25 protein-coding genes are annotated in these 23,663 nt (G+C 63.9%); 15 read left to right on the top strand and 10 right to left on the bottom strand.

Translation table 11 applies throughout. From position 1 onward, the window contains the following. The first annotated feature begins 1 nt into the window (after nucleotide 1). Nucleotides 2-1,462 carry a PH domain-containing protein gene (locus HUTA_RS01720; protein ID WP_012795418.1) on the top strand — a complete coding sequence of 487 codons (1,461 nt, stop codon included), beginning with the start codon at nucleotides 2-4 and terminating at the stop codon, nucleotides 1,460-1,462. A gap of 30 nt (nucleotides 1,463-1,492) precedes the next feature. Here the strand turns inward: HUTA_RS01720 and HUTA_RS01715 are convergent, their stop codons facing one another. Further along, complete coding sequence (locus tag HUTA_RS01715; RefSeq protein WP_012795417.1) at nucleotides 1,493-3,121, bottom strand: potassium channel family protein; 1,629 nt, start codon at nucleotides 3,119-3,121, stop codon at nucleotides 1,493-1,495. Nucleotides 3,122-3,282: 161 nt separating this feature from the next. Here HUTA_RS01715 and HUTA_RS01710 point away from each other — a divergent pair, with 161 nt between their 5' ends. The 4 genes from HUTA_RS01710 to HUTA_RS01695 all read left to right on the top strand — a co-directional run bounded on the left by HUTA_RS01710 (nucleotide 3,283) and on the right by HUTA_RS01695 (nucleotide 6,675). Beyond that, nucleotides 3,283-4,059, top strand: coding sequence for an ABC transporter ATP-binding protein (locus HUTA_RS01710; protein ID WP_049941394.1), 777 nt, complete (start codon nucleotides 3,283-3,285; stop codon nucleotides 4,057-4,059). After that, nucleotides 4,056-5,426, top strand: coding sequence for a hypothetical protein (locus HUTA_RS01705; protein WP_143920314.1), 1,371 nt, complete (start codon nucleotides 4,056-4,058; stop codon nucleotides 5,424-5,426). The genes HUTA_RS01710 and HUTA_RS01705 overlap by 4 nt, the downstream gene beginning before the upstream one ends. Before the next feature lie 161 nt (nucleotides 5,427-5,587). Further along, nucleotides 5,588-6,028 (top strand): hypothetical protein, encoded by a 441-nt coding sequence (locus HUTA_RS01700; protein WP_012795414.1) that lies wholly within the window; start codon nucleotides 5,588-5,590, stop codon nucleotides 6,026-6,028. Between the two features lie 86 nt (nucleotides 6,029-6,114). Then, nucleotides 6,115-6,675, top strand: a complete 561-nt coding sequence (locus HUTA_RS01695; protein WP_012795413.1) for a DJ-1/PfpI family protein — start codon at nucleotides 6,115-6,117, stop codon at nucleotides 6,673-6,675. Nucleotides 6,676-6,791: 116 nt separating this feature from the next. On the opposite strand, the gene HUTA_RS15720 is transcribed toward HUTA_RS01695, so the two are convergent. After that, on the bottom strand, nucleotides 6,792-7,157 hold the full coding sequence (locus HUTA_RS15720) for a hypothetical protein (RefSeq protein ID WP_012795412.1): 366 nt from the start codon (nucleotides 7,155-7,157) through the stop codon (nucleotides 6,792-6,794). Between the two features lie 116 nt (nucleotides 7,158-7,273). Next, nucleotides 7,274-8,251, bottom strand: coding sequence for a Gfo/Idh/MocA family protein (locus tag HUTA_RS01685; RefSeq protein WP_012795411.1), 978 nt, complete (start codon nucleotides 8,249-8,251; stop codon nucleotides 7,274-7,276). A gap of 200 nt (nucleotides 8,252-8,451) precedes the next feature. Here HUTA_RS01685 and HUTA_RS01680 point away from each other — a divergent pair, with 200 nt between their 5' ends. Beyond that, nucleotides 8,452-9,498 carry a bactofilin family protein gene (locus tag HUTA_RS01680; RefSeq protein WP_012795410.1) on the top strand — a complete coding sequence of 349 codons (1,047 nt, stop codon included), beginning with the start codon at nucleotides 8,452-8,454 and terminating at the stop codon, nucleotides 9,496-9,498. A gap of 1 nt (nucleotide 9,499) precedes the next feature. On the opposite strand, the gene HUTA_RS01675 is transcribed toward HUTA_RS01680, so the two are convergent. Next, nucleotides 9,500-10,255 carry a GNAT family N-acetyltransferase gene (locus HUTA_RS01675; RefSeq protein ID WP_012795409.1) on the bottom strand — a complete coding sequence of 252 codons (756 nt, stop codon included), beginning with the start codon at nucleotides 10,253-10,255 and terminating at the stop codon, nucleotides 9,500-9,502. Between the two features lie 252 nt (nucleotides 10,256-10,507). Here HUTA_RS01675 and HUTA_RS01670 point away from each other — a divergent pair, with 252 nt between their 5' ends. Further along, nucleotides 10,508-11,194, top strand: coding sequence for an HD domain-containing protein (locus HUTA_RS01670; protein WP_012795408.1), 687 nt, complete (start codon nucleotides 10,508-10,510; stop codon nucleotides 11,192-11,194). 41 nt (nucleotides 11,195-11,235) lie between these two features. On the opposite strand, the gene HUTA_RS01665 is transcribed toward HUTA_RS01670, so the two are convergent. Further along, a complete protein-coding gene (locus tag HUTA_RS01665; protein ID WP_049941393.1) occupies nucleotides 11,236-11,919 on the bottom strand; it encodes a LysE family translocator in 684 nt (227 codons plus the stop codon). Nucleotides 11,920-12,031: 112 nt separating this feature from the next. Further along, nucleotides 12,032-12,769 carry a proteasome assembly chaperone family protein gene (locus HUTA_RS01660; protein ID WP_012795406.1) on the bottom strand — a complete coding sequence of 246 codons (738 nt, stop codon included), beginning with the start codon at nucleotides 12,767-12,769 and terminating at the stop codon, nucleotides 12,032-12,034. 110 nt (nucleotides 12,770-12,879) lie between these two features. Between HUTA_RS01660 and HUTA_RS01655 the strand changes: the two genes are divergently transcribed. Both HUTA_RS01655 and HUTA_RS01650 read left to right on the top strand, forming a co-directional pair. Further along, entirely contained in the window at nucleotides 12,880-13,788 is a 909-nt protein-coding gene (locus HUTA_RS01655) for an RsmB/NOP family class I SAM-dependent RNA methyltransferase (RefSeq protein WP_012795405.1), read from the top strand. Further along, a complete protein-coding gene (locus HUTA_RS01650; RefSeq protein WP_012795404.1) occupies nucleotides 13,785-14,321 on the top strand; it encodes a DUF7122 family protein in 537 nt (178 codons plus the stop codon). Before HUTA_RS01655 ends, HUTA_RS01650 begins: the two co-directional genes overlap by 4 nt. Before the next feature lies 1 nt (nucleotide 14,322). Here HUTA_RS01650 and HUTA_RS01645 read toward each other — a convergent pair whose 3' ends face one another. Together HUTA_RS01645 and HUTA_RS01640 are read right to left on the bottom strand one after the other, a co-directional pair. Beyond that, on the bottom strand, nucleotides 14,323-15,834 hold the full coding sequence (locus HUTA_RS01645) for a DUF790 family protein (protein WP_012795403.1): 1,512 nt from the start codon (nucleotides 15,832-15,834) through the stop codon (nucleotides 14,323-14,325). Between the two features lie 163 nt (nucleotides 15,835-15,997). Next, on the bottom strand, nucleotides 15,998-16,894 hold the full coding sequence (locus tag HUTA_RS01640; protein WP_012795402.1) for an NAD(P)-dependent oxidoreductase: 897 nt from the start codon (nucleotides 16,892-16,894) through the stop codon (nucleotides 15,998-16,000). An 85-nt stretch (nucleotides 16,895-16,979) separates the two neighbouring features. Between HUTA_RS01640 and HUTA_RS01635 the strand changes: the two genes are divergently transcribed. Then, nucleotides 16,980-17,408, top strand: a complete 429-nt coding sequence (locus tag HUTA_RS01635; protein WP_012795401.1) for a DUF5799 family protein — start codon at nucleotides 16,980-16,982, stop codon at nucleotides 17,406-17,408. 26 nt (nucleotides 17,409-17,434) lie between these two features. Here the strand turns inward: HUTA_RS01635 and HUTA_RS16145 are convergent, their stop codons facing one another. Continuing rightward, nucleotides 17,435-17,545, bottom strand: coding sequence for a DUF7557 family protein (locus HUTA_RS16145; RefSeq protein WP_449404459.1), 111 nt, complete (start codon nucleotides 17,543-17,545; stop codon nucleotides 17,435-17,437). A 102-nt stretch (nucleotides 17,546-17,647) separates the two neighbouring features. On the opposite strand from HUTA_RS16145, the gene HUTA_RS01630 reads away from it, so the two are divergent. Next, nucleotides 17,648-18,298 (top strand): alpha/beta hydrolase, encoded by a 651-nt coding sequence (locus HUTA_RS01630; protein ID WP_012795400.1) that lies wholly within the window; start codon nucleotides 17,648-17,650, stop codon nucleotides 18,296-18,298. 49 nt (nucleotides 18,299-18,347) lie between these two features. Here the strand turns inward: HUTA_RS01630 and HUTA_RS01625 are convergent, their stop codons facing one another. Next, the gene (locus tag HUTA_RS01625; RefSeq protein ID WP_012795399.1) at nucleotides 18,348-18,620 is read right to left on the bottom strand and encodes a MarR family transcriptional regulator; all 273 of its coding nucleotides are present in this window, start codon (nucleotides 18,618-18,620) and stop codon (nucleotides 18,348-18,350) included. A 140-nt stretch (nucleotides 18,621-18,760) separates the two neighbouring features. On the opposite strand from HUTA_RS01625, the gene HUTA_RS01620 reads away from it, so the two are divergent. From HUTA_RS01620 to HUTA_RS01605, 4 genes are all read left to right on the top strand, one after another. Continuing rightward, nucleotides 18,761-19,054 (top strand): EMC6-like membrane protein, encoded by a 294-nt coding sequence (locus tag HUTA_RS01620; RefSeq protein WP_012795398.1) that lies wholly within the window; start codon nucleotides 18,761-18,763, stop codon nucleotides 19,052-19,054. Between the two features lie 24 nt (nucleotides 19,055-19,078). After that, nucleotides 19,079-20,911 (top strand): ribosome biogenesis/translation initiation ATPase RLI, encoded by a 1,833-nt coding sequence (locus HUTA_RS01615; protein WP_012795397.1) that lies wholly within the window; start codon nucleotides 19,079-19,081, stop codon nucleotides 20,909-20,911. Between the two features lie 152 nt (nucleotides 20,912-21,063). Continuing rightward, on the top strand, nucleotides 21,064-21,837 hold the full coding sequence (locus tag HUTA_RS01610) for a PHP domain-containing protein (protein ID WP_012795396.1): 774 nt from the start codon (nucleotides 21,064-21,066) through the stop codon (nucleotides 21,835-21,837). Between the two features lie 132 nt (nucleotides 21,838-21,969). Beyond that, complete coding sequence (locus HUTA_RS01605) at nucleotides 21,970-23,661, top strand: L-lactate permease (RefSeq protein WP_012795395.1); 1,692 nt, start codon at nucleotides 21,970-21,972, stop codon at nucleotides 23,659-23,661. Nucleotides 23,662-23,663: the final 2 nt, after the last annotated feature.

Below are 23,663 nucleotides of genomic sequence, written 5' to 3'. Positions count from 1 at the left end.
AATGCGACTCGATCCACTTTCGATCCCGTATCGGATCGCGGAGAACAGCGCCAGGATCGGCGGCGCGATTGTGGTTGCCGGCATTGCGGGGTCGGGCGGCTCCGGCGGCAACATGTTGCAGGGGGCGGCGATCTTCCTCGGCATTGCGGCAATCGGCGTCGCCCTCGTCGCCGGCTGGGAGATTGCCTACCACCGCCGGTTCCGGTATGAACTCACAGCGGACACCTTCGACATCGAGTCCGGGGTCTTCTCGCGTCGGGACCGCGAGATCCCCTACCGGCGCATCCAAAACGTCGACATCAGACAGAACGTCGTCCAGCGACTCCTCGGCATCGCCGAGGTTCGCCTGGAGACCGCCGGCGGCGGCCAAACCGAAGCTCAGCTTTCCTACGTCAACCGCGAGGAGGCGGGCCGCCTCCAGGAGGAAGTCGGACGTCACAAGCGCGCCGATGAACCCGACGCGGGCGAGGAGGCCGACGATCACTCCGCGGAGACTCTGTATTCGATCACGCCCCGTGAATTAGGCATTCTTGGGATCGTGTCGATGGATCTCCGATTGGTCCCGCTGGTTCTGGTTGCGTTATCGGTATTCGGTCCGGCGGCGATCACCAGTGTACTACCGGAGATCGATCAGTGGTTTCTGATCGGTCCACTCGTCGGGTTCGGTTCGATCGTCGGGTTGGCGATCCTCAGTGGCATTATCTCGATGTTACAGTACTACGATTTTCAGCTGGGTACCCACGGCGACGAGTACCGCTACGAACGTGGGCTTCTCCAGCGCTACAGTGGATCGATCCCCGTCGAGAAGGTTCAGACGCTGTCGATCCGGGAGAACGTCCTCGCCCGCTGGCTGGGCTACGCCAGCTTGACGATCGAGACGGCGGGATACGCCCCCGGCCAGGGATCGGGCGCACGCTCACAGTCGGCCATCCCGATTGCCGAACGCGACCGGGTGGTTGAACTCGCCCGCTCGATCGAATCGTTCGGCGAAGTGACCTTCGAACGGCCGCCAAAACGAGCGAGAGAGCGCTACGCAGTCAGATACCTGCTGGTCGCGCTCGTCATCATCGCCGGAACCTATGCAGTGACGTTCCATCCAGATGTTTCGGGGCCGTGGTACTTTTCGGCCGTGATCCTTCTAATCGTGCCGGTCGCGGCCCACTACAAGTGGCGACATCGCGGCTATCATTTGGGAGAGGATTACGCACTCACGCGAAACGGATTCTGGTCGCGCCGGATCACGATCGTTCCGACCTACCGCGTCCAGACCGTCCTCTCCTCGCGGACGATCTTCCAGCGTCGCCGTCGGCTGGCCTCGGTCATCGTCGATACAGCGGGCTCAAGTAGTCTGATGGGCACGGACGCGGTCGCGGCGGACATCGACGCCGAGCAGGCTGATCGTCTCCGGGAGGCCGTCGCGGATCGGCTGCAGGTGGCGATCGGGCAGCGAGACAGTTCCTGAACTGATGGGCCGTCGAGGCCGAACTGGCGGTCACTCGACTAATGCAGTGAACGCACTGACACGGTCGTCCGGCCCAGTGACGATTATCTCGTCGTCGTCTTCGAACGTGAACGTCGGATCGAAGTCAGTAATCAGCTCGCCGTTTCGCTGGATCGCGATGACGGTACACCCGGTCTCGGCCCTGATGTCGGCTGATGCGATCGATTGGCCGGCAAGCGTGCCGACCGGGAGGCGGACGACTTCGACGCCCTGATCGAAGGTGATGACGTCCTCGCCGAAGATGGTCGAGGCGAGCATTCGACCGCTGACGGTTGCCAGCGCCAGCACGTAATCGGCCCCGGCGCGGTAGAGTTTCTGGACGTTGGCTGTCTCGTTGGCCCTGACGACCACTTCGACGTCGGGTTCGAGTTGTCGGACGACGAGCGAGGCGAACACCGCCGACGTGTCATCCGGCAGCGCCAGCACGACCGAACTTGCCTCGTCGATATCAGCTTTCTCTAACGTGTCGGGATCAGTCGCATCGCCGACGACATCGACACCAGGCTTCTCGTCGAGATCGATGACGGTCACCGGCAATCCTGCCCTGACAACCCGCTGTTTGACTGTCGATCCCACTTCGCCGTAGCCACAGATGAGGACGGGGCCGCGACGCTGTCGCCGTGCCTTCGCGCTGGCAAGCTCCTGAAAGGCCTGGAGTTGGGGTTCACGCCCGGCGACCAAAAGGACCGTCCGGGCGTTGATCCGATCCGCAGGCGATGGCGAACTCACAAACTGGCCACGGAACCACGCACCGATGACGTTCGCGCCGGTTCGCTCGCGGATGCGACTCTCGCCGATGGTGGTCCCGACGAGGTCACTCCCTGCCTCGATCGGAATCTCCACGATCTCTAACTCATCGCCGATCTCGACGGCGTCGGAGACCTCGTCGGTGACGGCCGTCGTGGCTTTCTGGGCCAGGCTTTCGCCGATCAGATGTCGTGGTGTGAAGACTTGATCGGCCCCCGCGTAGCGATGGTAATCCGCGAGCGTCGCGTCCTCGACGAACGTGATCGTCCGGGTCTCGGGGGCGAGTTGATCGACGGCGAGTGCGATCGAGGCGTTGACTTCGTCGTTGACATCGGCGACAAGCGCACGTGCATCTTCGATGCCCGCAGCGGTCAGAGAATCGATCGACTCCGGATCGCCATGCATGACCGCGATTCCCTCTTCGTAATAGTCGGTCGCGGTGTCTCGGTCCGGTTCGATGACGACGTACGATTCCTCGAGCATCCGCAACTCGTCGATCAGCATCTCCGTTCGCGGGGTGTACCCGCAGATGACGACGTGATCGTCGGCGTCCTCGATCGAATCGGGGACAGTCGTCGTCAGTCGCTGTTCGATCCAGGGCGCGACGAACAGCGGCAGGGCCATGAACACGAAGAAGACGCCGGTCACCTGCATCGCGATCGCGAGCAGCCGCATCTGGGGAGTGGTCCAGGCGGCCGCGTCCTCGCCGTAGCCAGTCGTGGTAAAGGACTGGACGACCACCAGCAGCGACTCGGTCAACGTCCGGGAGGCGCTTTCGAAGACCGCCATGCCGGCCCCGTAGGCGATCGTATAGAGGATTGTCACGGCGGCGAAGGCACCGAGATAATAATACGCGCGCCGTCGACGACTCATATCCACATTTGGACCCGGGAAAGAGAAAACCGTTCGGATCCCAGCGGCCAAACAGCTAAGGGCGTTGCCCCACCCACGATCGGTATGGGCACTATTGACGCGGGACTGCGGGTCGCCCGGCATGTTTCGATCGTCACTCCGTTACGGGGGGCGCAGTGACCGTGCCGGCGATCGAGACCGACGGACTCACGAAACAGTATGGGGATCTCACTGCACTCGCTGACCTCTCACTCACAGTCGAGTCGGGCGCGCTTTTCGGGTTGCTCGGGCCGAACGGCTCGGGCAAGACCACGACGATCGAGATCCTGACCGGCCAGCGCAAACCTGACGCCGGGACTGCCAGCGTGCTGGGTATCGATCCCGTCGCCAACCCGCGCGAGGTGCGCGAGGTCGTCGGCATTCTCCCCGAGCGCGAGGATCCGCCGAGTTTCCTCACGCCGCGGGAGTATCTCCGGTTTATCGGCGACGTGCGCGAACTCGACGACATCGACGATCGCATCGAGCGGTGGGCCGATCGTCTCGAGTTCAGCGAAACACTGGATACCGTTGCCGCTGACCTTTCCGAGGGCCAACGCCAGCGCGTCATGCTCGGGGGGACGTTCGTTCACGATCCCGAACTGGTGTTCATCGACGAACCGCTGGTCAATCTCGATCCAATCCTCCAGGAGCGAGTCAAACGCGAGTTGCGCGCCTACTGTAACAACGGCAACACGCTGTTTCTGTCGACGCACTTCGTCGACGTGGCTGCCGACCTCTGCGATCGGGTCGGCATCCTCGACGGCGGACACCTAAAGGGGACACAGGAGACGGCCGAGTTCGACGACGATGACCTCCTGTCGTACTTCATGAAAACTGTCGAGGGCGGCGACATGGCGATTGCAGCCGGCCGATCCGGTGGTGTGGCGGCGGAACCGAACGAGGGGGGTCCGGATTCGTGAGTCTGCTTTCGGCGATGCTCATCGAGGAGTGGCGACTCCACGCTCAGTTGTTCGGCGGGCGGCGCTTCGCTGCCTTTCCGGCAGTCATGTTCGTGCTCGGGGCTGCCGGACTGACGTTGCTCGGCGAACTGGGCGTCGCGCGCGGGGCTGTCGTCGGCGGATTGCACGCGGTGGTCGCTTTCCTTGGTTTGCAGGTCGGGACGATCGGGCTTGTCGGCCGGGACGCGATGCGCAATGTCCTTGGGGACGTCTCGCTGCTCGTCGGCAGTTCCCGGACGCTGCCGGTCTCCTGGCGACGCGTCCTCGCGACGTTCCTCCTGAAAGATCTGCTGTACTACGCCGGGTTGATTCTCGCCCCAATCGCGCTCGCTGACGCCGCGCGTGCCCTTTTCCAGGGCGGAAGTCTGCTCGACGTGGGTCTGCTGTGGGTGACGCTCGTGCTCGCGTTTGGGATGGGCGTGACGGTCAGTCTCGGGCTGATCGCCGTGGCAACGAGATCAGTGATCGCCCTGCTTGGGGGTGTCGGCGCCCTCGTTGCCGTCGTTGTCCTCGCGAACGTGGATCCGATCGCGTTCACGCCGGCGGGCCTCTACGGGGAGCCGTCCATCGGGAGCGGAGCGCGCGTCGTCGGCCCGATCGTTCTCAGCGGGGCGATCGCGCTGGCATTCTTCGAGCCGATCGAGACGAGCGAAACGGCGTCTCGAATTCCGCCGTTGCCAGTCGGATTCGGCGTCGCCGGACGGACGCTCCGGGAAGTGGCGCGATCGAGTGGCTCGGTCTGGAAGGTGCTGTTCTCGCTGTCGCTGTTCGGGGGAATCACCGGCTGGCTACTGGTCGCTGTCGCGGACGCAGGGGGGCTCGAACTCGCGCCCGGGATCGCGTTCGGGACGTTGCTCGGCCTTGGGACGTTCACGACTTACGCATGGATTACCCAGTTCGACGACGCCGCCGAGTTCGATCGCTATCCGCTCGCGCCCCGTCGACTCTTTCGGGAGAAGTTGCTGGCCTTCCTCGCGCTTGCCGTGCCTGGCGGACTCGCTGTGCTCGCTGTCGCAGCCGTCTGGTTTCCCGTGGCCGAGGTAGCCATCGGGATCCTCATCTTGCCGGCAGTCGCGGTCTACGTCTTCGGTGTTTCGGCGATGGTGGCCGGTCTGTCGGCGACGGCGCTACTGTTCGACGTGGCTCGATTCGCCGTCTTCGCCGCGGCGATCGCGCTGGTCGCGGTCCCGCTCGTGGTCCTCGCGCTGGTCGCCAGCCGATATCCGACGCTCGCGGTCGTTCTCGCGCTGGGTATCGCCGCGGTCGCCGGCGGCATCGGCCTCCTCCTCGCCGAGTTCGCCGGCTCGCGGTGGGATCGACGCCGATGATCTGAGTGCGAGCCTTCTGTCATCGCGTGCGACGGGAATCCCAAGCCATGCGAGCTGACGAATTGAGGACTGCTCCGACAGGGGATTGTGCATTCATGGGGATCAAATGGTTCAGAAAACATTACGCATGATTTATATAACATTTAATCCTATGTGGCGCTATGGGATCGAACACCGATCCGACCCGACGGACGGTTCTGGGAACCGTGGGGACAGGCGCGCTTGTGCTCGTGAGTGGATGTGGGATGCTCGGCCGTGGGACTGTAACGGCCCAGTACATGATCGAACCTGTTGACGGTGGCGGGAGTCTGTCGGATTCGGAGGTCGATATCAACGGTGGGAGCCACGCGGTCGACGAGTTCGAACTCGAGGAGACGACCGAGATACGCTACACGGTTGGCGTCCTCAGCGGCCCGTCGATCGACGCGTTCCTCGTCGAAGCGGACAATCTCGACGCAATTGAAGCCGGGGAGGGGTTCACCGCGATCGACGGGTCGATCACTCTCGACGCGGAGGTCGCCAACGTCGACGGGGTCGAACTCGAAGCGGGTTCCTACGCACTCGTCATCGACAACGGTGATGTCGAACCCGAGAACGCCTAAGTGGCGGTAGTCCGATGATCGGCTCCGGCGAAGTTTTATGTAACGATCAATCGTCATACTAGCTGCGCACGAGCGCCTGATTCATAATGGAAAGCAAACAACTCCTGATGATCGTCGGCGATTTCGGTGAAGACTACGAGATCATGGTACCGTTCCAGGCCCTGCAGGCCGTCGGCCACGAAGTCGACGCGGTCTGTCCCGAAAAGGAGGGCGAAGAGACGATCAAGACGGCGATTCATGATTTCCGTGGCGACCAGACCTATCTCGAAGAACGGGGCCACGATTTCGAATTGACCGCAACGATGGCCGACGTCGACCCGACCGAATACGACGGCCTGGTAGTTCCCGGTGGACGAGCTCCCGAATACCTTCGTGGATACGATGTGGTGATCGAAGCTGTCCAGCACTTTTTCGAGGCCGACAAACCAGTCGCCTCGATCTGTCATGGCCCCCAGATCCTCGCCGCAGCTGGCGTCCTCGATGGCTACGAAATGACGGCGTATCCGGCAGTCCGGCCGGAAGTCGAGGCTGCCGGCTGTTCGTGGGTTGACGGCGTCGTCCGGGACGACAATCTGGTGACTGGCCAGGCCTGGCCCGACCACCCCGAATGGATCGCGACGTTCCTTGAACTCCTCGAAGAACAATAAGCACGCCTGCTGGCTGCTGGCTCGCGGTTCTTCCGGTCGAACCCGTCTTGAGACCGTTCACGTGTCTCTGCTATGATGCGTTGGGTTGGGATCGTTCGAACCGATCCCGTCTCGGCTCAGTCCGCTTTCGCTTCACAATCGTCCTGCCACGGCGACAGCCACGCGGTCGCGACGTCCCGGTAACTCCGCCAGAAGTTTTCCCAGAGGGACGATCGATCGGTCGTTGCCGACCTGTCGAATGCGGTTTTCGTCGCCGTCGGCGACAGTGGGGACGGAAACCGGGAACTGTCGAGCGATTCTATCGGCCGGACCGAGACCGCATGGCTACAGTCCGGGCATTGATACCAGACCGAACGCGACCCCCGCCGTTCGTGAAGAATCCAGTCGCCGTCGACGAGACTGTCGTGTCCACAGTTTCCACAGTGGAGTACTGATTTGCGCCCCCCGGCGCTGTCCCCGCCTGCCACGTTCTGTGAAGTCATGTATCGTACAATTAGGGGTGTCTCAGGTAAAAACATTCGTGTATAATGTTCGGGGATAGGATGCCCTGTCGACGCCGATGGACACATCTGAACGCCAGTGACCACATTCGGGATGGCTACGAGAGAGACACTGGCTGGCCACGGTCGGCACTCTCGTACAGTGCGTCGATCACGGCCATGTTCCGGACGGATTCCGCCTCGTCGATTCGCGGCGTCGATCCGGATTCGACGGCCTCGGCGAAGTGCTCGACCTCTCGTTGGTACGGGTCGACGGGGTCGAACTCCTCGGTCACGTGTCTGCCGTCGACCTCGTACTCGATGGAGACGGACTGGTTCGGATCGGCACCGAAGACGTTTTCGGCCGCCAGCCAGCCGTTCTCGGCCTCGACGCGGTAGGACTCGACGAACGGCGTGTCGAATCCGGAGTGAATCTGTGCCGTCGCCCCCGACTCGAACTCCAGGATTCCGGTCAACTGGCTGTCGACGCCGGCGTCGCGGGTGTCGACACTCGTTGCGTACACCCGCTCGGGTTCACCCAGGAACAGCCGCATCGCACTCACGGTGTAACAGCCGAGATCCATCAACGACCCGCCGGCGAGGTCCGGATCGAGTCGGATGTCGTCTGGATTGCCCCGGAGGGAAAAGGTGAACCTTGCGGATCCGGATCGGACGTTCAAGAAGTCCTCGCTGACGATCTCGGCCGCTCGTTCGGTCCGCGGATGAAACCGATACATGAACGCTTCCATCAGCGTCACGTCCTGGCGATCGCAGTACTCGAACATCTCCCGAGCCTGTTTTTCGTCGACCGCGACTGGCTTCTCACACAGGATATCGAGGCCAGCGTCGGCCGCGCGCATCGTCCACTCGGCGTGCAGCGCGTTCGGGAGCGGGTTGTACACGGCGTCGATCGGTGCCTCCGCGAGCATCGCGTCGTAGTTTCCGTAGGCGTTGGGGATCCCCAGGTCGGCGGCGACGGTTTCCGCACGATCCACGTCCCGTGAAGCGATCGCCGTGACGTCGTGGGCGCTTCGCTCGATCGCGGGGAGCAGGGCACTGCGGGCGATGCCGGCCGTACTCAGGATACCGAATCGCATAGGGAGACCTTCCAGCGCGTCGGTCTTGAAGCTGGGGGCGAAACACGATCGCCCCGCGGAAGGGACGGATGTGGTTATTTCGGAAGTGTCACGCCCGCATCATGGCTCACTGCCCGAGGATCCCGCCGAGGACCACAGTTGTTCGTTCGCCAAATCGCATCCTATTTTTATACCCGTGCCCGGCGAACCGGCTACCTGGCATGGTATCCAAACGGTCGCTATCCAGAACGAACGTCCGGACGATCACGGCCCTCGTCGTGGTCTTTCTCCTGCTCGCATCGATTCCCGGTACGGCATTTGCGGAAACCAGAACCGGCGGCTCGGTCGTCGTCGGGGCCGATGAAACAGTCGCGGGCGACCTCGACGTCTTCGCCGGGTCAGTCGCCATCCACGGCACAGTCGAGGGTAACGTCCGGGCCGTCGGTGGCACGGTCCGGATCGACGGCACCGTCACCGGGAACGTCTCCGCGACTGCCGGCTCGGTCGTCATCGGCCCCGACGCGACGATCGAGGGGTCACTCACCGGGGCCAGCGGCGACGTCACGATCGCAGGGTCGGTTCAGGGCGACGTCCAGGTCGGCGCTGAGATCGTCCGCGTAACCGAGACAGCGGAAATAGCCGGCAATCTCGAATACGGCGGGACGCTCGAACGCGCGTCCGGCGCGTCGATCGCCGGGACGATATCTGCGGATTCCGATCTCGGGTTCGACTCGCCGCTTGGCTTCTCGATCCCCTCCTGGATCGTTGGGATCTACGCTTTCATGGTGGGCCTGCTGGGAGCCGTGATCCTTCTTGGCCTGTTCCCGGACTTCTCGCGGTCAGTTGCGACAGCCGGGACGGCGCAGCCGCTTCGGTCCGGAGCGATCGGCATCGTCGCACTGGTCGGCATCCCCGTCGGACTGGTCGTGCTCGTCCTGACGATCGTCGGCATTCCGCTGGCGCTGATCGGGCTGTTCATCTACCTGCTCGGGCTCTGGGTGGGGTCGCTATACGGCCGGTACGCGGTCGGGACGTTCGTCCTGACACAGCTCGACACCGAGAACCGCTGGCTGGCGTTGCTGACCGGCTTTCTCGCCGTCGCAGCCCTCGGACGCCTCCCCGTCGCGGGCGGGCTGATTCAGCTCGTGGTTTTACTGGTCGGACTCGGTGGGCTCGCAGCGACGCTTCTGGAACGCTACCGTGGCCAGAGATCGAACGGTGAGGGCGAGACAGCGACCGACGGCCGATCAGAACGAGTCGTGCCCTGACCTACAGGTACGCCGCGTCCCATCGGGTGGGTTTGCGCCGGTTCCCACACGAGTTGCACTCGATGCGTCCCATCGCGTCCATCGCGTTCGCAAGTTCACCACAGTTGTCACAGTAGTAGCCGTAGCGGTCCTGGCGGTCGTCGTCGGCGTAGACGATGTGAAACTGCGCTGTCGACCCACGCTCGGATTCGTCGTGATCGACGTACACCGTTTCGCCGCCGGACTCCAGCGGTTCGAGCCCGGTTTGCTCGGCGATGTATCGGTACTCGATCTGATTCCGGCCGCCGATCTCGATCTCGGTGCGACCCACCCGCTCGAAGCCCTTGGACTCGAAGAATCCAGTCCCGTCCTGATTGTTCGCCAGGACGCGGCCCTGGATCGCCATCGCGCCTTCGTCACGGAGTCGACCGATCGTCTCGTCGAAGAGGGTGCTCGCGATCCCCTCGCCACGGTAATCAGGGTCGACGTGTAGCCACAGCAGCATGGCGTCACGCCCGTGGTCGGACTCGTCGACGACCCAGGGCCGACCTGCGGTCAACGTACTCTCGGAGAACGCGACGACCTGTTCGTCGACGTCTGCGACCAGCAGGATGCGATCGTCGGAGTCGAGACTCTCCTCGAGCTGTGCTTCGCCGTACCACTCCTCGATGCCGGTGGTAATCGTTTGTGGACTCAGTGCGTATGACGCCTGGAGCGATCGTCTGGCGACGTCACGGATCGCTGGTGTATCCGCTGGAGTCGCAGTCCGGATGTTCATGCAAATGACTGTGAGGCGTGTCAACTTAAGCCAACCGGCGAGAGCAACCTTTGTGAGCGAGTCGCCTGCCCGGTCCCGCCCGGGCAGGCTCCCGACGCAACCCCAGGCTAGCGTTTCGTCGAAGTGAAATGTCATCCCGTCCCTGCGTCTGATGACGGCGGTGGAGTCCTGTCGGTGTCGTAACGCTAAAGAGTTAAAGCCGCTTCTTTATAGGCAAGATGACCGAAACACGCGATCTCTGGAGGTGGTTCTGTGGGTGTTGAAATCCGGGAGGCGCCAGTGTCGGCGGCGGAATTCGAGGAGATGAAGCGGTTCGTCCACGATTATCTCGAGGCCAGCGTCGAGAACGAACAGGCTGGCGGACGGATGCGGTGGTACCCCTGGCACTCCGCCGAGTACCGGTTCAACCACATCCTCAACGTGGTGGAACTCGCCACGGATATCGCCAAGCAGGAAGGGGCGGACGTGCAGGTCACACGAGTGGCAGCACTGTTTCACGACGTGGCGAAACTCGAAGCGGAGCAGGACGAACACGCAGCAGCCGGTGCCCGCATCGCCAAGGAGTTCCTGGAGACGCACAGTGATTATCCACAGTCGTTCGTCGAACAGGTCGTCGCCGCGATCGAGGACCACTCCTATCAGGGTGACCTCACCGACCTGCCGCTTGAGACCCGGTGTCTCATCGAGGCTGACGTCCTCGACAAGGTCGGTGCCAACGGGACGGCGCTGTTGCTGTTGCGCATGGGATATGAGTCACGGTCCCACGTCGACGCTCCGGAGATGGTCGAACGCGTCACCGAGCGGGGAACGGACGCTCGCGAGCGCATCGAGAGCGACACCGCCGAGAGCTACCTCCACCGCCGACTCAAGCGGGTGCGGTGGTTCAAGGAGTGGCTCGAAGAGGAGATCGCCGTGGTCGATGCCGAAAGCGAGGTCTGAGAACCCCGTCGCCGGGAGCGAACGCCGGGTCCCCGCCAGTCTCATCCCACGAGACCGACCGTCGACAGGGCGTCGTACAGGAAGAACACGCCGAAGCCGGCCAGAAAGACCGCGCTGAGGACGGCGACCGCCGGAGCGAAGCGGTCGACTCGCCGACCGGCAGTCACCAGCGTCGCCGGGAAGCCGACGATCCAGACGCCGATCCCGGCGAAAAAGCCCACGAGCAGCGTCGGCTTACCTGTTCGAACGACGAGCAGCCCCTCGAGGTGCCCGCCCACGTACGGCGTCTGGGAGAGGACGTCGACCGTGCCCGGCGTGAGAAGGCCGACGCCGACAGTCAGCCAGAAGATGATCTGATACGGGTTCGTGAGTGCAAGCACGAACGCCCGCCGAAACCCTCGTGCGTCGGGTCGGTCACCGCTGTGACCGGCCCCGGTGGTCGCGTCCTCGTCGAACGTGGTAAACGTCCGGTCGAGTTCACGGACGGCGTCGATCGCGAAGTACAGCATCAACACGCCGCCGATCCCGACCATCGTTCCCTGCAGGAGCGTCGCTTCCTGGACGATCGCGACAACGCCGAGCACCGAGAGGACGAAAAACGTCGCGTCGGCCACCATCGCCCCCAGCCCGGCAGTGACGCCGGCCCGGAAGCCGCCCACGACGCTTTCCTCGGCGATGACGGCGTTCATCGGCCCCGGTGGCGCGGCCAGCGCCAGCCCGAATATCGACCCGGCAAGCCCGGTTACCAGTACATCTATCACAGCGTTGTACGTTGGTTTTGCCGCGTAGCGCAAAAGCGCTTCGAGACGCTCGACGCGGGCCCCGGATCGTATCTGCCTACTGGTACATCCCGACCGGTTCGGCCTTCGAACTCTCCTCTTGGGCCTGCTGCATCCGTTGGGCGAGTTGCTGTCGTGTCGCTCGGATCTCCTCGGCGCGGTCGAGGAGTGAGTCCGTTTCGACGGTGAGTCCAGTGATCGGGGCGATCGCCGTCTCGATCAGCGACGTGGCGGCCGCGGGATCGGGGAACCTGGCTGACGCTTCGACGATCAACCCGAGCGCATCGAGATCCTGTCGATGTGCTTCATAGAGCAACGCGCCGGTCGGGCCGCTGATCGCCCCTCGTTCGTCCGGCGGGGCGATGTCGTGGGCAGATAGAATCTCGCCGGCTTCGCCCGTCGCGACGCCGTAGGTCGCCCGCTCGTCGTCCGGGTCCGTCGAGCGGCCGCTGAGGTAGATCGGGAGGGCGTCCTGATCGCGAATCCAGCCAGTGAGACACCCGGCGAACTCCTCGGCGGCGTTCGGCGAAACCGGGACGTCGCTCTGGAGCACGAGGAGTTCGTGCTCCGGGTCGGCATACAGCCGGACGGCCCCGGTGATCTCCGGGTCGTTCTCGTGGTAGATCGCGACTTCCGGCAGTCCCTTACAGTGACACGTCGCATAATGGGTCATCTCGAAGGTTTCGATCAGATGATCCGCGGTGATCTTCCCGACCAGCCCGACGCCCGGCAACCCCTCGACGAGGGTCGGGTTCGACAGCGAAAGCTCCGTCTCGTGGACCGTTATCTGTGCCATGACAGCACTTCACGCCCTTGCATCAAAAAACGTGCCGGCAAGCCGTCTTGAGAGCGCGTGATGAAGCTGGCGGTCGAAACCGACAAACGAGCGCCCGCGCAATCCATTCCATGGACGTGTTGCAGCGCTACGAGTCGCTTTTCGAGGACTGGTCCGGATTCCGTGCTGCCTGTCGCCGCCCGCTCCCGTCGGTCGTCCGCGTCAACACGCTCAAGACGACCGTCGAGCGGGCGAAGACAGCCCTGGAGACGGAGGGGATCACCTACGAGACGGTCGACTGGCACGACGGTTTGTTGCGGTTGCCGGACGACAATCCTGGATCGAACTGGCCGTACGTGCAGGGGTGGCTCCACGGTCAGGAGGAAGTCTCGGCACTGCCGCCGGTCGTGCTCGATCCCGACCCGGGTGATCGCGTCTGGGACGCCACGGCCGCACCGGGCAGCAAGACGACCCAACTCGCTGCGCTGATGGACGACGAGGGGGCAATCGTGGCGACGGACAACAACCTCGGTCGGCTGTCGGCGTTGCGGTCGAACGCCGAACGCCTCGGCGTCACAAATCTTGCAGTTACGAACGAGGACGCGCGCAACCACTCGCTGAAGCCGTTCGACGGCAGGCAATACGATCACGCACTCGTCGACGCGCCCTGCTCGTGTGAGGGGACGATCCGGAAGAACCCGGATGCACTGGCGCAGTGGTCGCTCGATCACGTTTCCGGCATCGCCGGTGCCCAGAAGGGGATCCTCCGGCGCGCCGTCGAGGTCACCAAGCCCGGCGGGACCGTTGTCTACTCGACGTGCACGTTCGCTCCCGAGGAGAACGAGGCCGTCCTCGACCACGCCCTCGAAGAGACCGATGCCCGGCTCGTCTCGAGCGACCTCCCGCTCGACAGTCGACCCGGCGTGACCGAGTGGGACGGCGAGACCTTCGATCCGAGCGTCCGGAAGGCCCACCGGGTCTATCCCCACCTCAATGACACGGGCGGGTTCTTCGTCGCGAAACTGGAGGTGCCAGCATGACCGACGGGAGCGCATCGAGCGACGCCGAACTCGGTGAGAACGACGGCGATCGATTCGACCGGTTGCCGGCGACAGAGGACGAGCGCGAGGTCCAGGGTCGACCGACCCGCCAGGATGTGCTCGACTACTGGGACGATCGCTTCGGCGTCCCGCCGGAGACGTTCGAGGAGCACACGTTCTGGGAGCGCGGCTCGGGCAAGATCTGGGTCTTCTACGGCGATCTTCCGTCGCCGGTCCACATCGAAGCGCTCGGCATGACCTTCCTTCGGACGCGCCAGGAACACTGGAAGCCGACGCTCGAAGCCGTCCAGCGCTTTGGACACCACGCCGAGACCTGCGTAATTCATCTCTCACGCGAGCAGGCCCGGACGTTCCTCGCGGGCGATGATCAAGCGATCGAGTGGGACGGCGACTGGGGGTACCTGATCGTGGCCCACAACCTCGCCGGCGAGGTCGAACCACTGGGCGTCGGGCTGTATATTCACGGCGAACTTCGGTCACAGGTGCCGAAAGGGCGACGACGGGAGTTGTAGATCAGGCTGATTTCTGACTGCGGATCACGCCGCCACCCAGCCCCTCCCACTCGACGCGATAGCCCAACCGCGAAAGCACGGCGCTGGCATCGTCGATTCCGTACTCGTCGAGGACTGCTTCGGCCTCGGAAAGGGTCATCTCGGGTTCGATCCGCTGAGCCAGATCAGCAAGAATCGACGGCCGAACCAGCGTCCGACCGACCAACTCGTGTTCGGGAAAACTCGTCGTCTCGACGGCATCTTCGCTCACGCCGTGGGTCTCGGCCAGTTCGGCGAGCGTGATGACGTCGGCTTCAGGTTCGAGTTCGGCGGGCAACTCGGCCACGTTCGCGGCGACGAGATCGGTCTCGTAGCGCCGGAGCGCGTCCCGGACGTCCTTCACTCGGACCGAGCCGGTGTAGGGGATCGCCCGATGGTCCCGGGCTTCGATCGCCTCGCCGACGCCAAGGCTCTCGTCGTAGGCGACCAGCAGTTCGACGTCATCGATCGTATCGAACTGGGCGAGTTTCTTCTCGACGTACGCCGGCGTCCAAAAGCCCATGATCTCGAAGAACACGCGGAAGTCACCGTGGCGGTATTCGAAGGCGAAGTCGGGGATCGCGACGCTCGCGCCGGCTTCGAGCGGTTCGGGTTCGCGACGAAGGTCCCAGGGGAGATCCAGCGACGCGAAACGGGTGGCGAAGTCGGCCTCGACGTCGCTGTCGTAGGTGGGCTCGACGATCGGGTCGACGTCGGGCACCGAGACGTCGGCGTCGGTGAGGGTCATCGTCCGCTCGCGCCCGTCGTCATCGATGGTGGCTTCGAGTCGCCAGTCGTCGGTTTTCGCCACGCTCCGCAGGAGTCGGGCGAACTGGGTGCCGTACCGACGGGTCGACTTGAACAGTGCATCGGGCCCAGTCACGTGGAGTTCCCGCGCTCCGTCGTCGGTCTTTCGGACCTCGTAAAGCAGCCCGAGACGTTTGACAGCACGCACGAGTGCTTTCGGATCGGCGGAGCTGATCCGGATGGCGGTTGCGTCGAACAGCGCCGTCTGAGCCAGCGAGAGATTGTACTGTTCGAGCAACGCCGCCGGTGTCCACTGTCGGTCGAACTCTGTGAGTATCTGTCGGGCGTCGAGATCGGCGTACAGCGACGATTCGATGGCGGCCCGGTCGCTGCCGAGGCGGTCGGCGGCCTGCTGGAGCGCACGGGCTCGTTCGCCTTCGGTGACCACCCCGATCGACTCGGCGGCCTCGAAGGCTGCACGGCGCGCTCGCTCCGGCGGAAGGGGTGCTCGTGTCTCGAAGGTGGCGTCGCGTTCGAGGAGCTTGGCGAACCCGCGGACGAGTTTGAAATCGTCGGACTCGCGTTCGACTTCCGTCAGGGCATCGGTGAGTGTCTCGCGGCGCTCGCCGACGTGGCCCTGAAAGACGCCGATCACTCGCGCCGCGAGGTCCCGGTGGCCCTCGTCGACGAACTCTGGGTGGTACCCGCCGCCAGCGCGGGAGACGGCTAGCAGGTCCTTCGTCAGCACGATGTGAATTCCACCGCCGGGGGAGGAAAAGCCACCGGTGGCGACGAACTCCGCGGATCCCCAGGCAGTGGGCACGATGAGACACTGTGACGTTCGACTGCCCCGCCTTTGATCCACGACCGGCTGATACCGCCAGCACGTTGCCCGCGCGTCAGTCTGGCGGTCAGGACTCGCGCTCGCCGACCGACAGCCCGGCCACCTGCTCGAAGAACTTCACGACAGCAGCCATGTCCGCTTCGCCGTGGCCCATGCCGCTGGTGGCGCTGAACGTCTCGCGTGCGGCGGCCGTCTGTGGCAACGGGACACCGGCGTCGTTGGCTTCCTCGACAGCGTACCGGAGGTCCTTGAACTGTAGATCGACGGGGAATCGCGGCTCGAAGTCGCCGGCGGCGATGTTCTCGCCCTTGATCGAGTACAGCGGTGAGTCCACCGCGCCGGCCTCGACGACGGCAAGCATGTCGTCGTAGTCGAGTCCCTGGGACGTGCCGAAGGCGAGCGCTTCGGCGAACGCGCCCATCATGTCCCCGAGCAGGAGGTTGACGAACAGTTTCATGCGCGCGCCGTCGCCGACCGCCCCGCAGTCGACGATCGGCTCCCCGATCGCGGCGAGGATCCCCTCGACGTCTTCGAGCAACCGTTCGGGACCCGCAGCGAGGACGGTGAGCGTCCCCTCTTCGGCAGGGCCGACCGTGCCAGAGACCGGCGCATCGACGTACTGTCCGCCTGCATCCCGGACTGCCTCGGCCGCAGCCTCGGTGGCGGCTGGCGTGACCGTACTCATCTGGATGACGGTCGTCTCCGACGTGAGCCCAGCGAGGAGACCGTTTTCGCCGTCGAGGACCGCCTCGAGCGCCTCGTCGTCGGTGACCATCACGACGACGGTGTCCGCCCGATTCGCGACGTCTGCGGGGGAGTCGGCGACGGTCGCTCCCCGTTCGGCGAACGGTTCCGTACGGGATCGCGTCCGGTTGTAGACGACGAGCGGGTAGCCCGCCTCACTGACGTTTTCGGCCATCGGTGCGCCCATCGCACCGAGTCCGATGAATCCGACTGGTTGCATGCTGACGATTCTTCGGACGCCACGGACAGAAGGGTTGCGAACGGCGTCGAAAACCCTCATGGGTATCGAGGAACAAGCCTGTGGTATGACTGACGGATCGTGGACCGAACGGATCGCCGCCGAGCGCATGCAGACCGACCAGGAGTTCGCCGATCGGGTCGCGGACTCGCCGCTGTCCAGCCAGCAGTGGGGCCTGGTCATGACTGCCGTCGAGTTCGACATCGACGGCCCCGAGGATCCCGAGACTGCCGATCTAGTCGTCGACGCTCGGAAGCTATCGAGTGTTATGGACGAGATCCGCCGCATCGGCGATCGCCAGCCGGGGTCCGCCGCAACGTCCGACAGTGACGGCGGGATCCTCGACAGCGTCAAGGGGGCCTTTGGCGTCGGTGAACCCAGCGACCAGCTTCGCGAAACGGCCGAAGCACTCGCCGAGGAGTACGCCCGTGCACTCCAGTCCCGCCTCGAAGAACGCGATCGCTGGGCGGACGTCTGTGACCGTGCCCAGTCCTGATCGAAGCCCCTCGCTTCTGTCTTCGTTCAGAGTTCGTCACCACCGCGGAACAGGGTCAGCTCCTGGGTTTCGTAGCTGTTGATCCGTTCAGTCACGATCTCGTCGTTTGATTCGTCGCCGACTTGGAGAGTGTCCAGTCATCGATCGTCCCGGGCTCGAAATCGACAGTCAGCACCCACCGAAACTTCCGTTTGCAACGCGCTTAAGCGAGATGGCGGCGTGTATTGAGATGAGTAGCAGTGTCCGGACCACACCACGATCAACCACTCGTTACCGCTGGTGCACCGATTGAAGACGCCGATGCCGCCGCTGTCCTCGTCCACGGTCGCGGCGCAACCGCCCAGAGCATTCTCCGGATGGCTGAGGGATTCCCCAGGGAGCGCGTGGCGTATCTCGCGCCACAGGCCGCCCGGAACACGTGGTACCCCAACCCGTTCACCGCGATCGTCGAGTCGAACGAGCCCGGCCGATCGTCGGGTCTCAAGGCGATCTCCGACGCCGTGGGTGAGGCTGTCGACGCCGGAATCCCGACTGACCGAACACTGATTCTTGGCTTCTCGCAGGGTGCGTGTCTCGCCAGTGAGTACGTCGCCCGTAACCCACAGCGCTACGGTGGGTTGGCCGTGCTGAGCGGTGGTCTCATCGGCGAGTCAGTCGACGTCGAGGACTACGATGGCGACCTTGCGGGCACCCCTGTCTTCCTGGGATGTAGCGATGTCGACCCACACATCGCTGCCGAACGCGTCCGGGAGACCTCCGCGGTATTCGAGCACTTGAACGCCGACGTGACCGAACGACTGTACGAGGGAATGGGCCACGGGGTCAACGACGACGAACGCGAGTTCGTCCACACGATGATCAGCGAACTCGTCACCAGTGGGTCGACGTAACGACGGAAAGAAGGAGAAAATCGCAAGCAGACAGCAGCTTCGAGTAGACTCAGTCGGAGACGGCCTGATCCTGTTTCTCGGTGGCGTCGTCGCCGGTGGTCAGCTCGTAGAGGTTCTGCCGGGCGTCAGCGAAGTAGACGTCCTCGGAGACGACATCGACTTCTTCGAGCCGTTCGAGCGCGTATCTGACTGTGCGGGCCGAGAGCATCGATTCTTCGACGATTCCCTTCTGTGTCAGCGGGCCCTTGTATTCGAGGACCTTGAAGACGAGTTTGGCACTCGGCGGGAGATCTGTGATGTCTTCCTCGTCAGGTTCAGCCATTGAACGAACCAACGTTCGCCGGCCGTATAAATATTGAGGAGTCGTCTTTCGTGGGGAACCGATGAGCGCCCCGTCTACGGCGCACGCTTCTGGTTCCGTCGAACGAACGGCTTTTTAGCCCCCGTGGCCGATCATGGCGTATGGCTATCGAAACGTCACATCGGCTGACCGGCCACGCCAAGAGCGTCACGGTCACCGCCCTCTCCACGATCGCGGGGGTGATCGCCGGCGTCTCCTCTCACGAACTCTTTACGGTTGGGCAGTCACAGTCGGCGCTCGGTCTCGTCATCGCCGCGGCTATCGCCCAGTTCCCGATACTGTATATCCTCGGTGTCGATATTGGGGATTTCTCCACGAAAGACTACCTCTACGTCGGCTTTATGACGTTTTCACTCTGGTTTGTCACCTGGAGCATCCTGCTGACCACGGCATAACGAGGACCGAGGAGGATTCAATACATGGCAGATGATTCTATCGCGGTCGTCGATCTCGATCGATGTCAGCCCGATCGGTGTAATTACGAGTGTTCGAACTTCTGTCCGCCAAACCGGACGGGCAAGGAGTGTATCGTCACGCGAGAGGACCACTACGATGAGGGAGAACCCCACGAGGGCGCTCCGGAGCAGGTCTGGATCAGCGAGGAGATCTGTCTCGGCGAAACCTGTGGGATCTGTGTCGAAAAGTGCCCCTTCGACGCCATTCAGATCATCAATCTTCCTCAGGAACTCACCGACGATCCGGTCCATCGCTACGGGGACAACGCCTTCGCGCTGTACGGCTTGCCGGCCCCCGGTGAAGGCCGCGTGACCGGCATTCTCGGGCCGAACGGGATCGGGAAGACGACGGCCGTCCACATTCTCGCGGACGAACTCACGCCGAACCTCGGGGACAGCGCCACGAGCGGCGACTGGGACGCTGTGCTGGAGGAGTATCGCGGTACCGCACTCCAGGACTACCTCGAATCACTGCTTGACGGTGACGTGACGGTCGCGCGCAAGCCCCAGTACGTCGACGAGATCCCCGACCAGTTCGACGGCACGACGCGCGCCCTCCTCGAAGGCACCGACGAGCGCGGCGTCCTCGACGAGTTGATCGAGCGCGTCGGCATCGAACCGGTCGTCGACCAGGACATCGACACGCTCTCCGGGGGCGAACTCCAGCGGGTGGCACTCGTCGCCGCCCTCGCGCGTGATGCGGACTTTTACTTCCTCGACGAGGTCTCGCCGTATCTGGACATCGGCCAGCGGATGACCGCGGCGCGACTCATCCAGGAGATGGCCGAAGAGGAGGACCGGTCGATGCTCGTCGTCGAACACGACCTCGCGATACTGGACCTCCTCGCGGACGTGATCCACGTCGGGTACGGTGAACCCGGCGCGTTCGGCGTCATCACGGATCCCAAGTCGGTCAAGAACGGAATCAACGAGTACCTCTCGGGGTATCTCGAAAACGAGAACATGCGGATCCGCCAGGACGCCATCGAGTTCGAGGAACACGCCCCCCGATCAGTTTCGACGGGCGACGTCGTGATCGAGTATCCCGGTCTGGAGAAAAGCTACGGCGAAGGCGAGTTCTCGCTTTCCGTCGAGGCAGGGCAGATCCGGGAGAGCGAGGTCCTCGGCGTGGTCGGGCCCAACGGGATCGGGAAGTCGACGTTCGCGAAGCTGCTGGCCGACCGACTCGAACCGGACGCCGGCGAACTCGACGCCAGCGTCGACATCTCGTACAAACCTCAGTACGTCGAGGTCGACCAGCCGATGCGCGTCGACGCCTTCCTCGGGTCGATCGCCGAGGACTTCGGGACCTCCTACTGGAACACCGAGATCGCCCAGCCCCTCCAGCTCGACCGGATCATGGAACAGCAACTCACGGACCTCTCGGGGGGCGAACGCCAGCGTGTTGCCATCGCGGCGTGTCTCTCCCGTGACGCCGACCTCTATCTCCTGGACGAGCCCAGCGCCCACCTCGACGTCGAACAGCGGGTGCTCGCGACGAGTGCGATCCGGCGCTACGCCGAGAACCACGACGCGACGGCGATGGTCATCGACCACGATATCTACATGATCGACCTGCTGGCTGACCGCCTGCTCGTCTTCGACGGCGAACCCGCCGTCGCCGGCCACGCCAGCACCCCCCAGTCGATGCGCTCGGGGATGAACGACTTCCTGGGCAACCTCGACATCACGTTCCGGCGTGACGAACGCACGGGCCGCCCCCGGATCAACAAGCCCGAGAGTCGTCTGGACCGGGAGCAAAAGCAGGCCGGCGAGTACTACTACGCGCCAGAGTGAGGTCGGCGGCTCTTCCGCCGCCCCCTAGTGAAGTCGGCGACTCTTCCGCCGCCCCCTAGTGAAGTCGGCGAACCTTCCGCCGCCCCTAGTGACGGACGGTCGCCCCCTCATGAGCGAAACCCGTATTCCCCTTCGAGCGGAAGCCAGCACACATGTACGATTACCACGTCCACACCACGTACTCCGATGGCTCCTTTCTTCCCCGGATGATCGACGCTGCCGAGCGGGCCGGCCTCGACGGTGTCGGCTTCGCGGATCACTGCAACGTCTTCGACGCCGAGGCCGATCAGGCCTACCGCGAGGCGTCCGGCTTCAACCTGGATCTGACCTACGAGCGCCGACGCCGGGCGATCGACCGGGCGCGCGAGCGGACGGACCTCCGGCTGTTCGACGCCGTCGAGATGGATTATCACGCGGCACGCGAGGAGGCGATCGAATCGTTCCTCGAGGACGCCGACTTCGAATATGCCATCGGTAGCGTCCACGCGATCGATGGAGTCAACGTCCACAACCAGTCATACTTCGCCGGCCTCTCCGAAACAGAGCGTGAAGCTGCCGTCGAGATGTACGTCGATCACCTGATTTCGCTGGTCGACTCGGAACTGTTCGAGATTGCCGCTCACGTCGATCTCGTCGAGCGAAACGAGGCCCTCCGTGGGCTGCTGACCGAGGATCACTACGGACGAATCGCCGATGCGTTCACTGATTCCCGGACTGTACCCGAGATCAACGCCGGCCGCGTGCTCGACGCCTACGGCGAGTTCCATCCGAGCGAGTCCTTCGCGGAACTGTTGGTCGACGCGGGCGTTTCCTTCACCATCGGGTCGGACGCCCACGCGCCCGGATCGCTGATCGACTGCAGCGAGGAACTTCGCGCGGTCCGTGAGGAGTGGCACCTGCCGATCGTCGAGTTGGATCTTGTCTGAGGTCGACATGGACGGATCACGAAACAACGCTTCCGCGACCGTGGTGTCCCGCACATCGAACCCGATAGATCGTGGCAAATACCGGAGAGAACCGTGTGACTATTCACAGGGGACCGTGTCAGTGCAACCAACATGGCGAGTGTAGTGCTCCTGGCGCTCGCCGCGAGCCTACCGATCGCGGTCGCGTTCGTACTGTTGGCCGGGTTGCGATGGTCGGCAGCACGGTCGATGACTGTCGGGTGGGTGATCGCGGCGGCGCTCGGGCTGGGCGTCTGGGGAATGGAAGGCACGTGGTTCGCGGCCGCGGCGCTGAAAGGCGTCCTCGAAGCGGTCGACATCATCCTGATCGTCTTCGGCGCAATCTTGCTGATGAACTATCTGGAGGTCGGCGGGGCGATCAGCACGATCCGATGGTTCTTCCGGCGCGTCGAGAACGACCGCCGGGTTCAGTTGCTGTTGATCGGCCTGGGCTTCGAGACCATCATCGAAGGCGTCGCCGGCTTTGGCACGCCAGGGGCACTGGCCGCGCCGCTGTTCATCGGCCTGGGGTTCCCGCCGCTCGCAGCGGCTGTCTTCGGCCTGTTTTTCAACGCGCCGAATCCACAGTTCGGTGCCGCGGGGACGCCGATCAACGCCGGCGTCGAGACGCTATCGTCGACGCTCTCGGGAACCATCGGGGTCGCGGAGTTCAAGTCGATCGTCTCGGCCTGGACCGGCGTCATGACGGGGCTGACGTTCGTCTTCTGGGGGTTACTCGGCGTCTTCCTGCTGATCTACTGGTTCGGGGACGACGAGGAGCGGACCGTGCGCGGGGCAGCGCGCTCGAGTGCCCCCATGGTTCCGTTCGCGCTGGTTCTCGGCGTCATCACCGGGCTGGTCCAGTGGGCCGTCGCCTGGTTCATCGGCTACTCGCTGCCCGACATTGCCGCCGGGTTCGTGGTCATCGGTCTGGGCATCGTCATGGCACAGTACGACGTTCTTGTGCCCGAGAAGACCTGGACGTTCCCCGATCGCGGTCGGTGGTCGGACACCTGGCTCGGCGGGCTGAGCCTCGATTCGATCAGCGACGACGAGCCGACCAAGGAAATGCCGGTCTGGCTGGCCTGGACGCCGTATCTCCTGGTCGCCGGGTTCCTCCTGGTGACTCGGTGGCCCGGCCTCGGGATCGAAGGCCAGTTGCAGGCGGTGACCTTCGAGATCGGCAACCTTCTGGGGACCGAACTCGGTTGGGACATCGAGTACCTGTACTTGCCGGGCACGATGCCGTTCATGCCGATCGCGATCGGCACGGGTCTGCTCTACAGACTCGACGTCGAGGGCACCGTCGAAGCCTGGCGGGAGTCCGTCCGACAGGTCGCACCGGCGGCACTCACGCTCGTTGTCGTCGTCTCGCTGACACAGGTGATGCAGGAGTCGGCGACCAACCCCGAGAACATCGCCGGCATGATGCAGGTGCTCTCGGAAGTGCTTGCGAGCGCGGCCGGCGGGGCACTCCCGATGGTCGTGCCCTGGATCGGCGCGCTGGGGACCTTTGTCACCGGCTCGAACACCGTCTCCGACATTCTGTTCAACTCCCTGCAGTACAACGCGGCCGAAAACGTCGGCCTCTCACGGGGCATGATCGTCGCGATTCAGAACGTCGGCGGCGGAGTCGGCAACATGATCTCGGTCCAGAACATCGCCGCGATCTGTGGCGTCGTCGGCATCGCCGGCCGTGAAGGGGATATTCTCCGGAAAGTCGCCGTCCCGACAGTCATCTTCGCGCTGTTCGTCGGCACGGTCGGCACGCTGCTGGTCTACGTCGTCGCACCCGGCGTGTTCTGAGT

It is taken from the genome of Halorhabdus utahensis DSM 12940, from assembly GCF_000023945.1.
Classification (GTDB): Archaea; Halobacteriota; Halobacteria; order Halobacteriales; family Haloarculaceae; genus Halorhabdus; species Halorhabdus utahensis.
Note: the sequence above shows the minus strand (reverse complement) of the source record. Positions and strands in the feature narration are given on the sequence as shown.

Bases quoted from the DNA above. Each gene is read 5' to 3' on its own strand.
- HUTA_RS01720 (WP_012795418.1), top strand. From the start codon at position 2: ATGCGACTCGATCCACTTTCGATCCCGTATCGGATCGCGGAGAACAGC.
- HUTA_RS01715 (WP_012795417.1), bottom strand. From the start codon at position 3,121: ATGAGTCGTCGACGGCGCGCGTATTATTATCTCGGTGCCTTCGCCGCC.
- HUTA_RS01700 (WP_012795414.1), top strand. From the start codon at position 5,588: ATGGGATCGAACACCGATCCGACCCGACGGACGGTTCTGGGAACCGTG.
- HUTA_RS01695 (WP_012795413.1), top strand. From the start codon at position 6,115: ATGGAAAGCAAACAACTCCTGATGATCGTCGGCGATTTCGGTGAAGAC.
- HUTA_RS15720 (WP_012795412.1), bottom strand. From the start codon at position 7,157: ATGACTTCACAGAACGTGGCAGGCGGGGACAGCGCCGGGGGGCGCAAA.
- HUTA_RS01685 (WP_012795411.1), bottom strand. From the start codon at position 8,251: ATGCGATTCGGTATCCTGAGTACGGCCGGCATCGCCCGCAGTGCCCTG.
- HUTA_RS01680 (WP_012795410.1), top strand. From the start codon at position 8,452: ATGGTATCCAAACGGTCGCTATCCAGAACGAACGTCCGGACGATCACG.
- HUTA_RS01675 (WP_012795409.1), bottom strand. From the start codon at position 10,255: ATGAACATCCGGACTGCGACTCCAGCGGATACACCAGCGATCCGTGAC.
- HUTA_RS01660 (WP_012795406.1), bottom strand. From the start codon at position 12,769: ATGGCACAGATAACGGTCCACGAGACGGAGCTTTCGCTGTCGAACCCG.
- HUTA_RS01655 (WP_012795405.1), top strand. From the start codon at position 12,880: ATGGACGTGTTGCAGCGCTACGAGTCGCTTTTCGAGGACTGGTCCGGA.
- HUTA_RS01650 (WP_012795404.1), top strand. From the start codon at position 13,785: ATGACCGACGGGAGCGCATCGAGCGACGCCGAACTCGGTGAGAACGAC.
- HUTA_RS01640 (WP_012795402.1), bottom strand. From the start codon at position 16,894: ATGCAACCAGTCGGATTCATCGGACTCGGTGCGATGGGCGCACCGATG.
- HUTA_RS01635 (WP_012795401.1), top strand. From the start codon at position 16,980: ATGACTGACGGATCGTGGACCGAACGGATCGCCGCCGAGCGCATGCAG.
- HUTA_RS01625 (WP_012795399.1), bottom strand. From the start codon at position 18,620: ATGGCTGAACCTGACGAGGAAGACATCACAGATCTCCCGCCGAGTGCC.
- HUTA_RS01620 (WP_012795398.1), top strand. From the start codon at position 18,761: ATGGCTATCGAAACGTCACATCGGCTGACCGGCCACGCCAAGAGCGTC.
- HUTA_RS01615 (WP_012795397.1), top strand. From the start codon at position 19,079: ATGGCAGATGATTCTATCGCGGTCGTCGATCTCGATCGATGTCAGCCC.
- HUTA_RS01610 (WP_012795396.1), top strand. From the start codon at position 21,064: ATGTACGATTACCACGTCCACACCACGTACTCCGATGGCTCCTTTCTT.
- HUTA_RS01605 (WP_012795395.1), top strand. From the start codon at position 21,970: ATGGCGAGTGTAGTGCTCCTGGCGCTCGCCGCGAGCCTACCGATCGCG.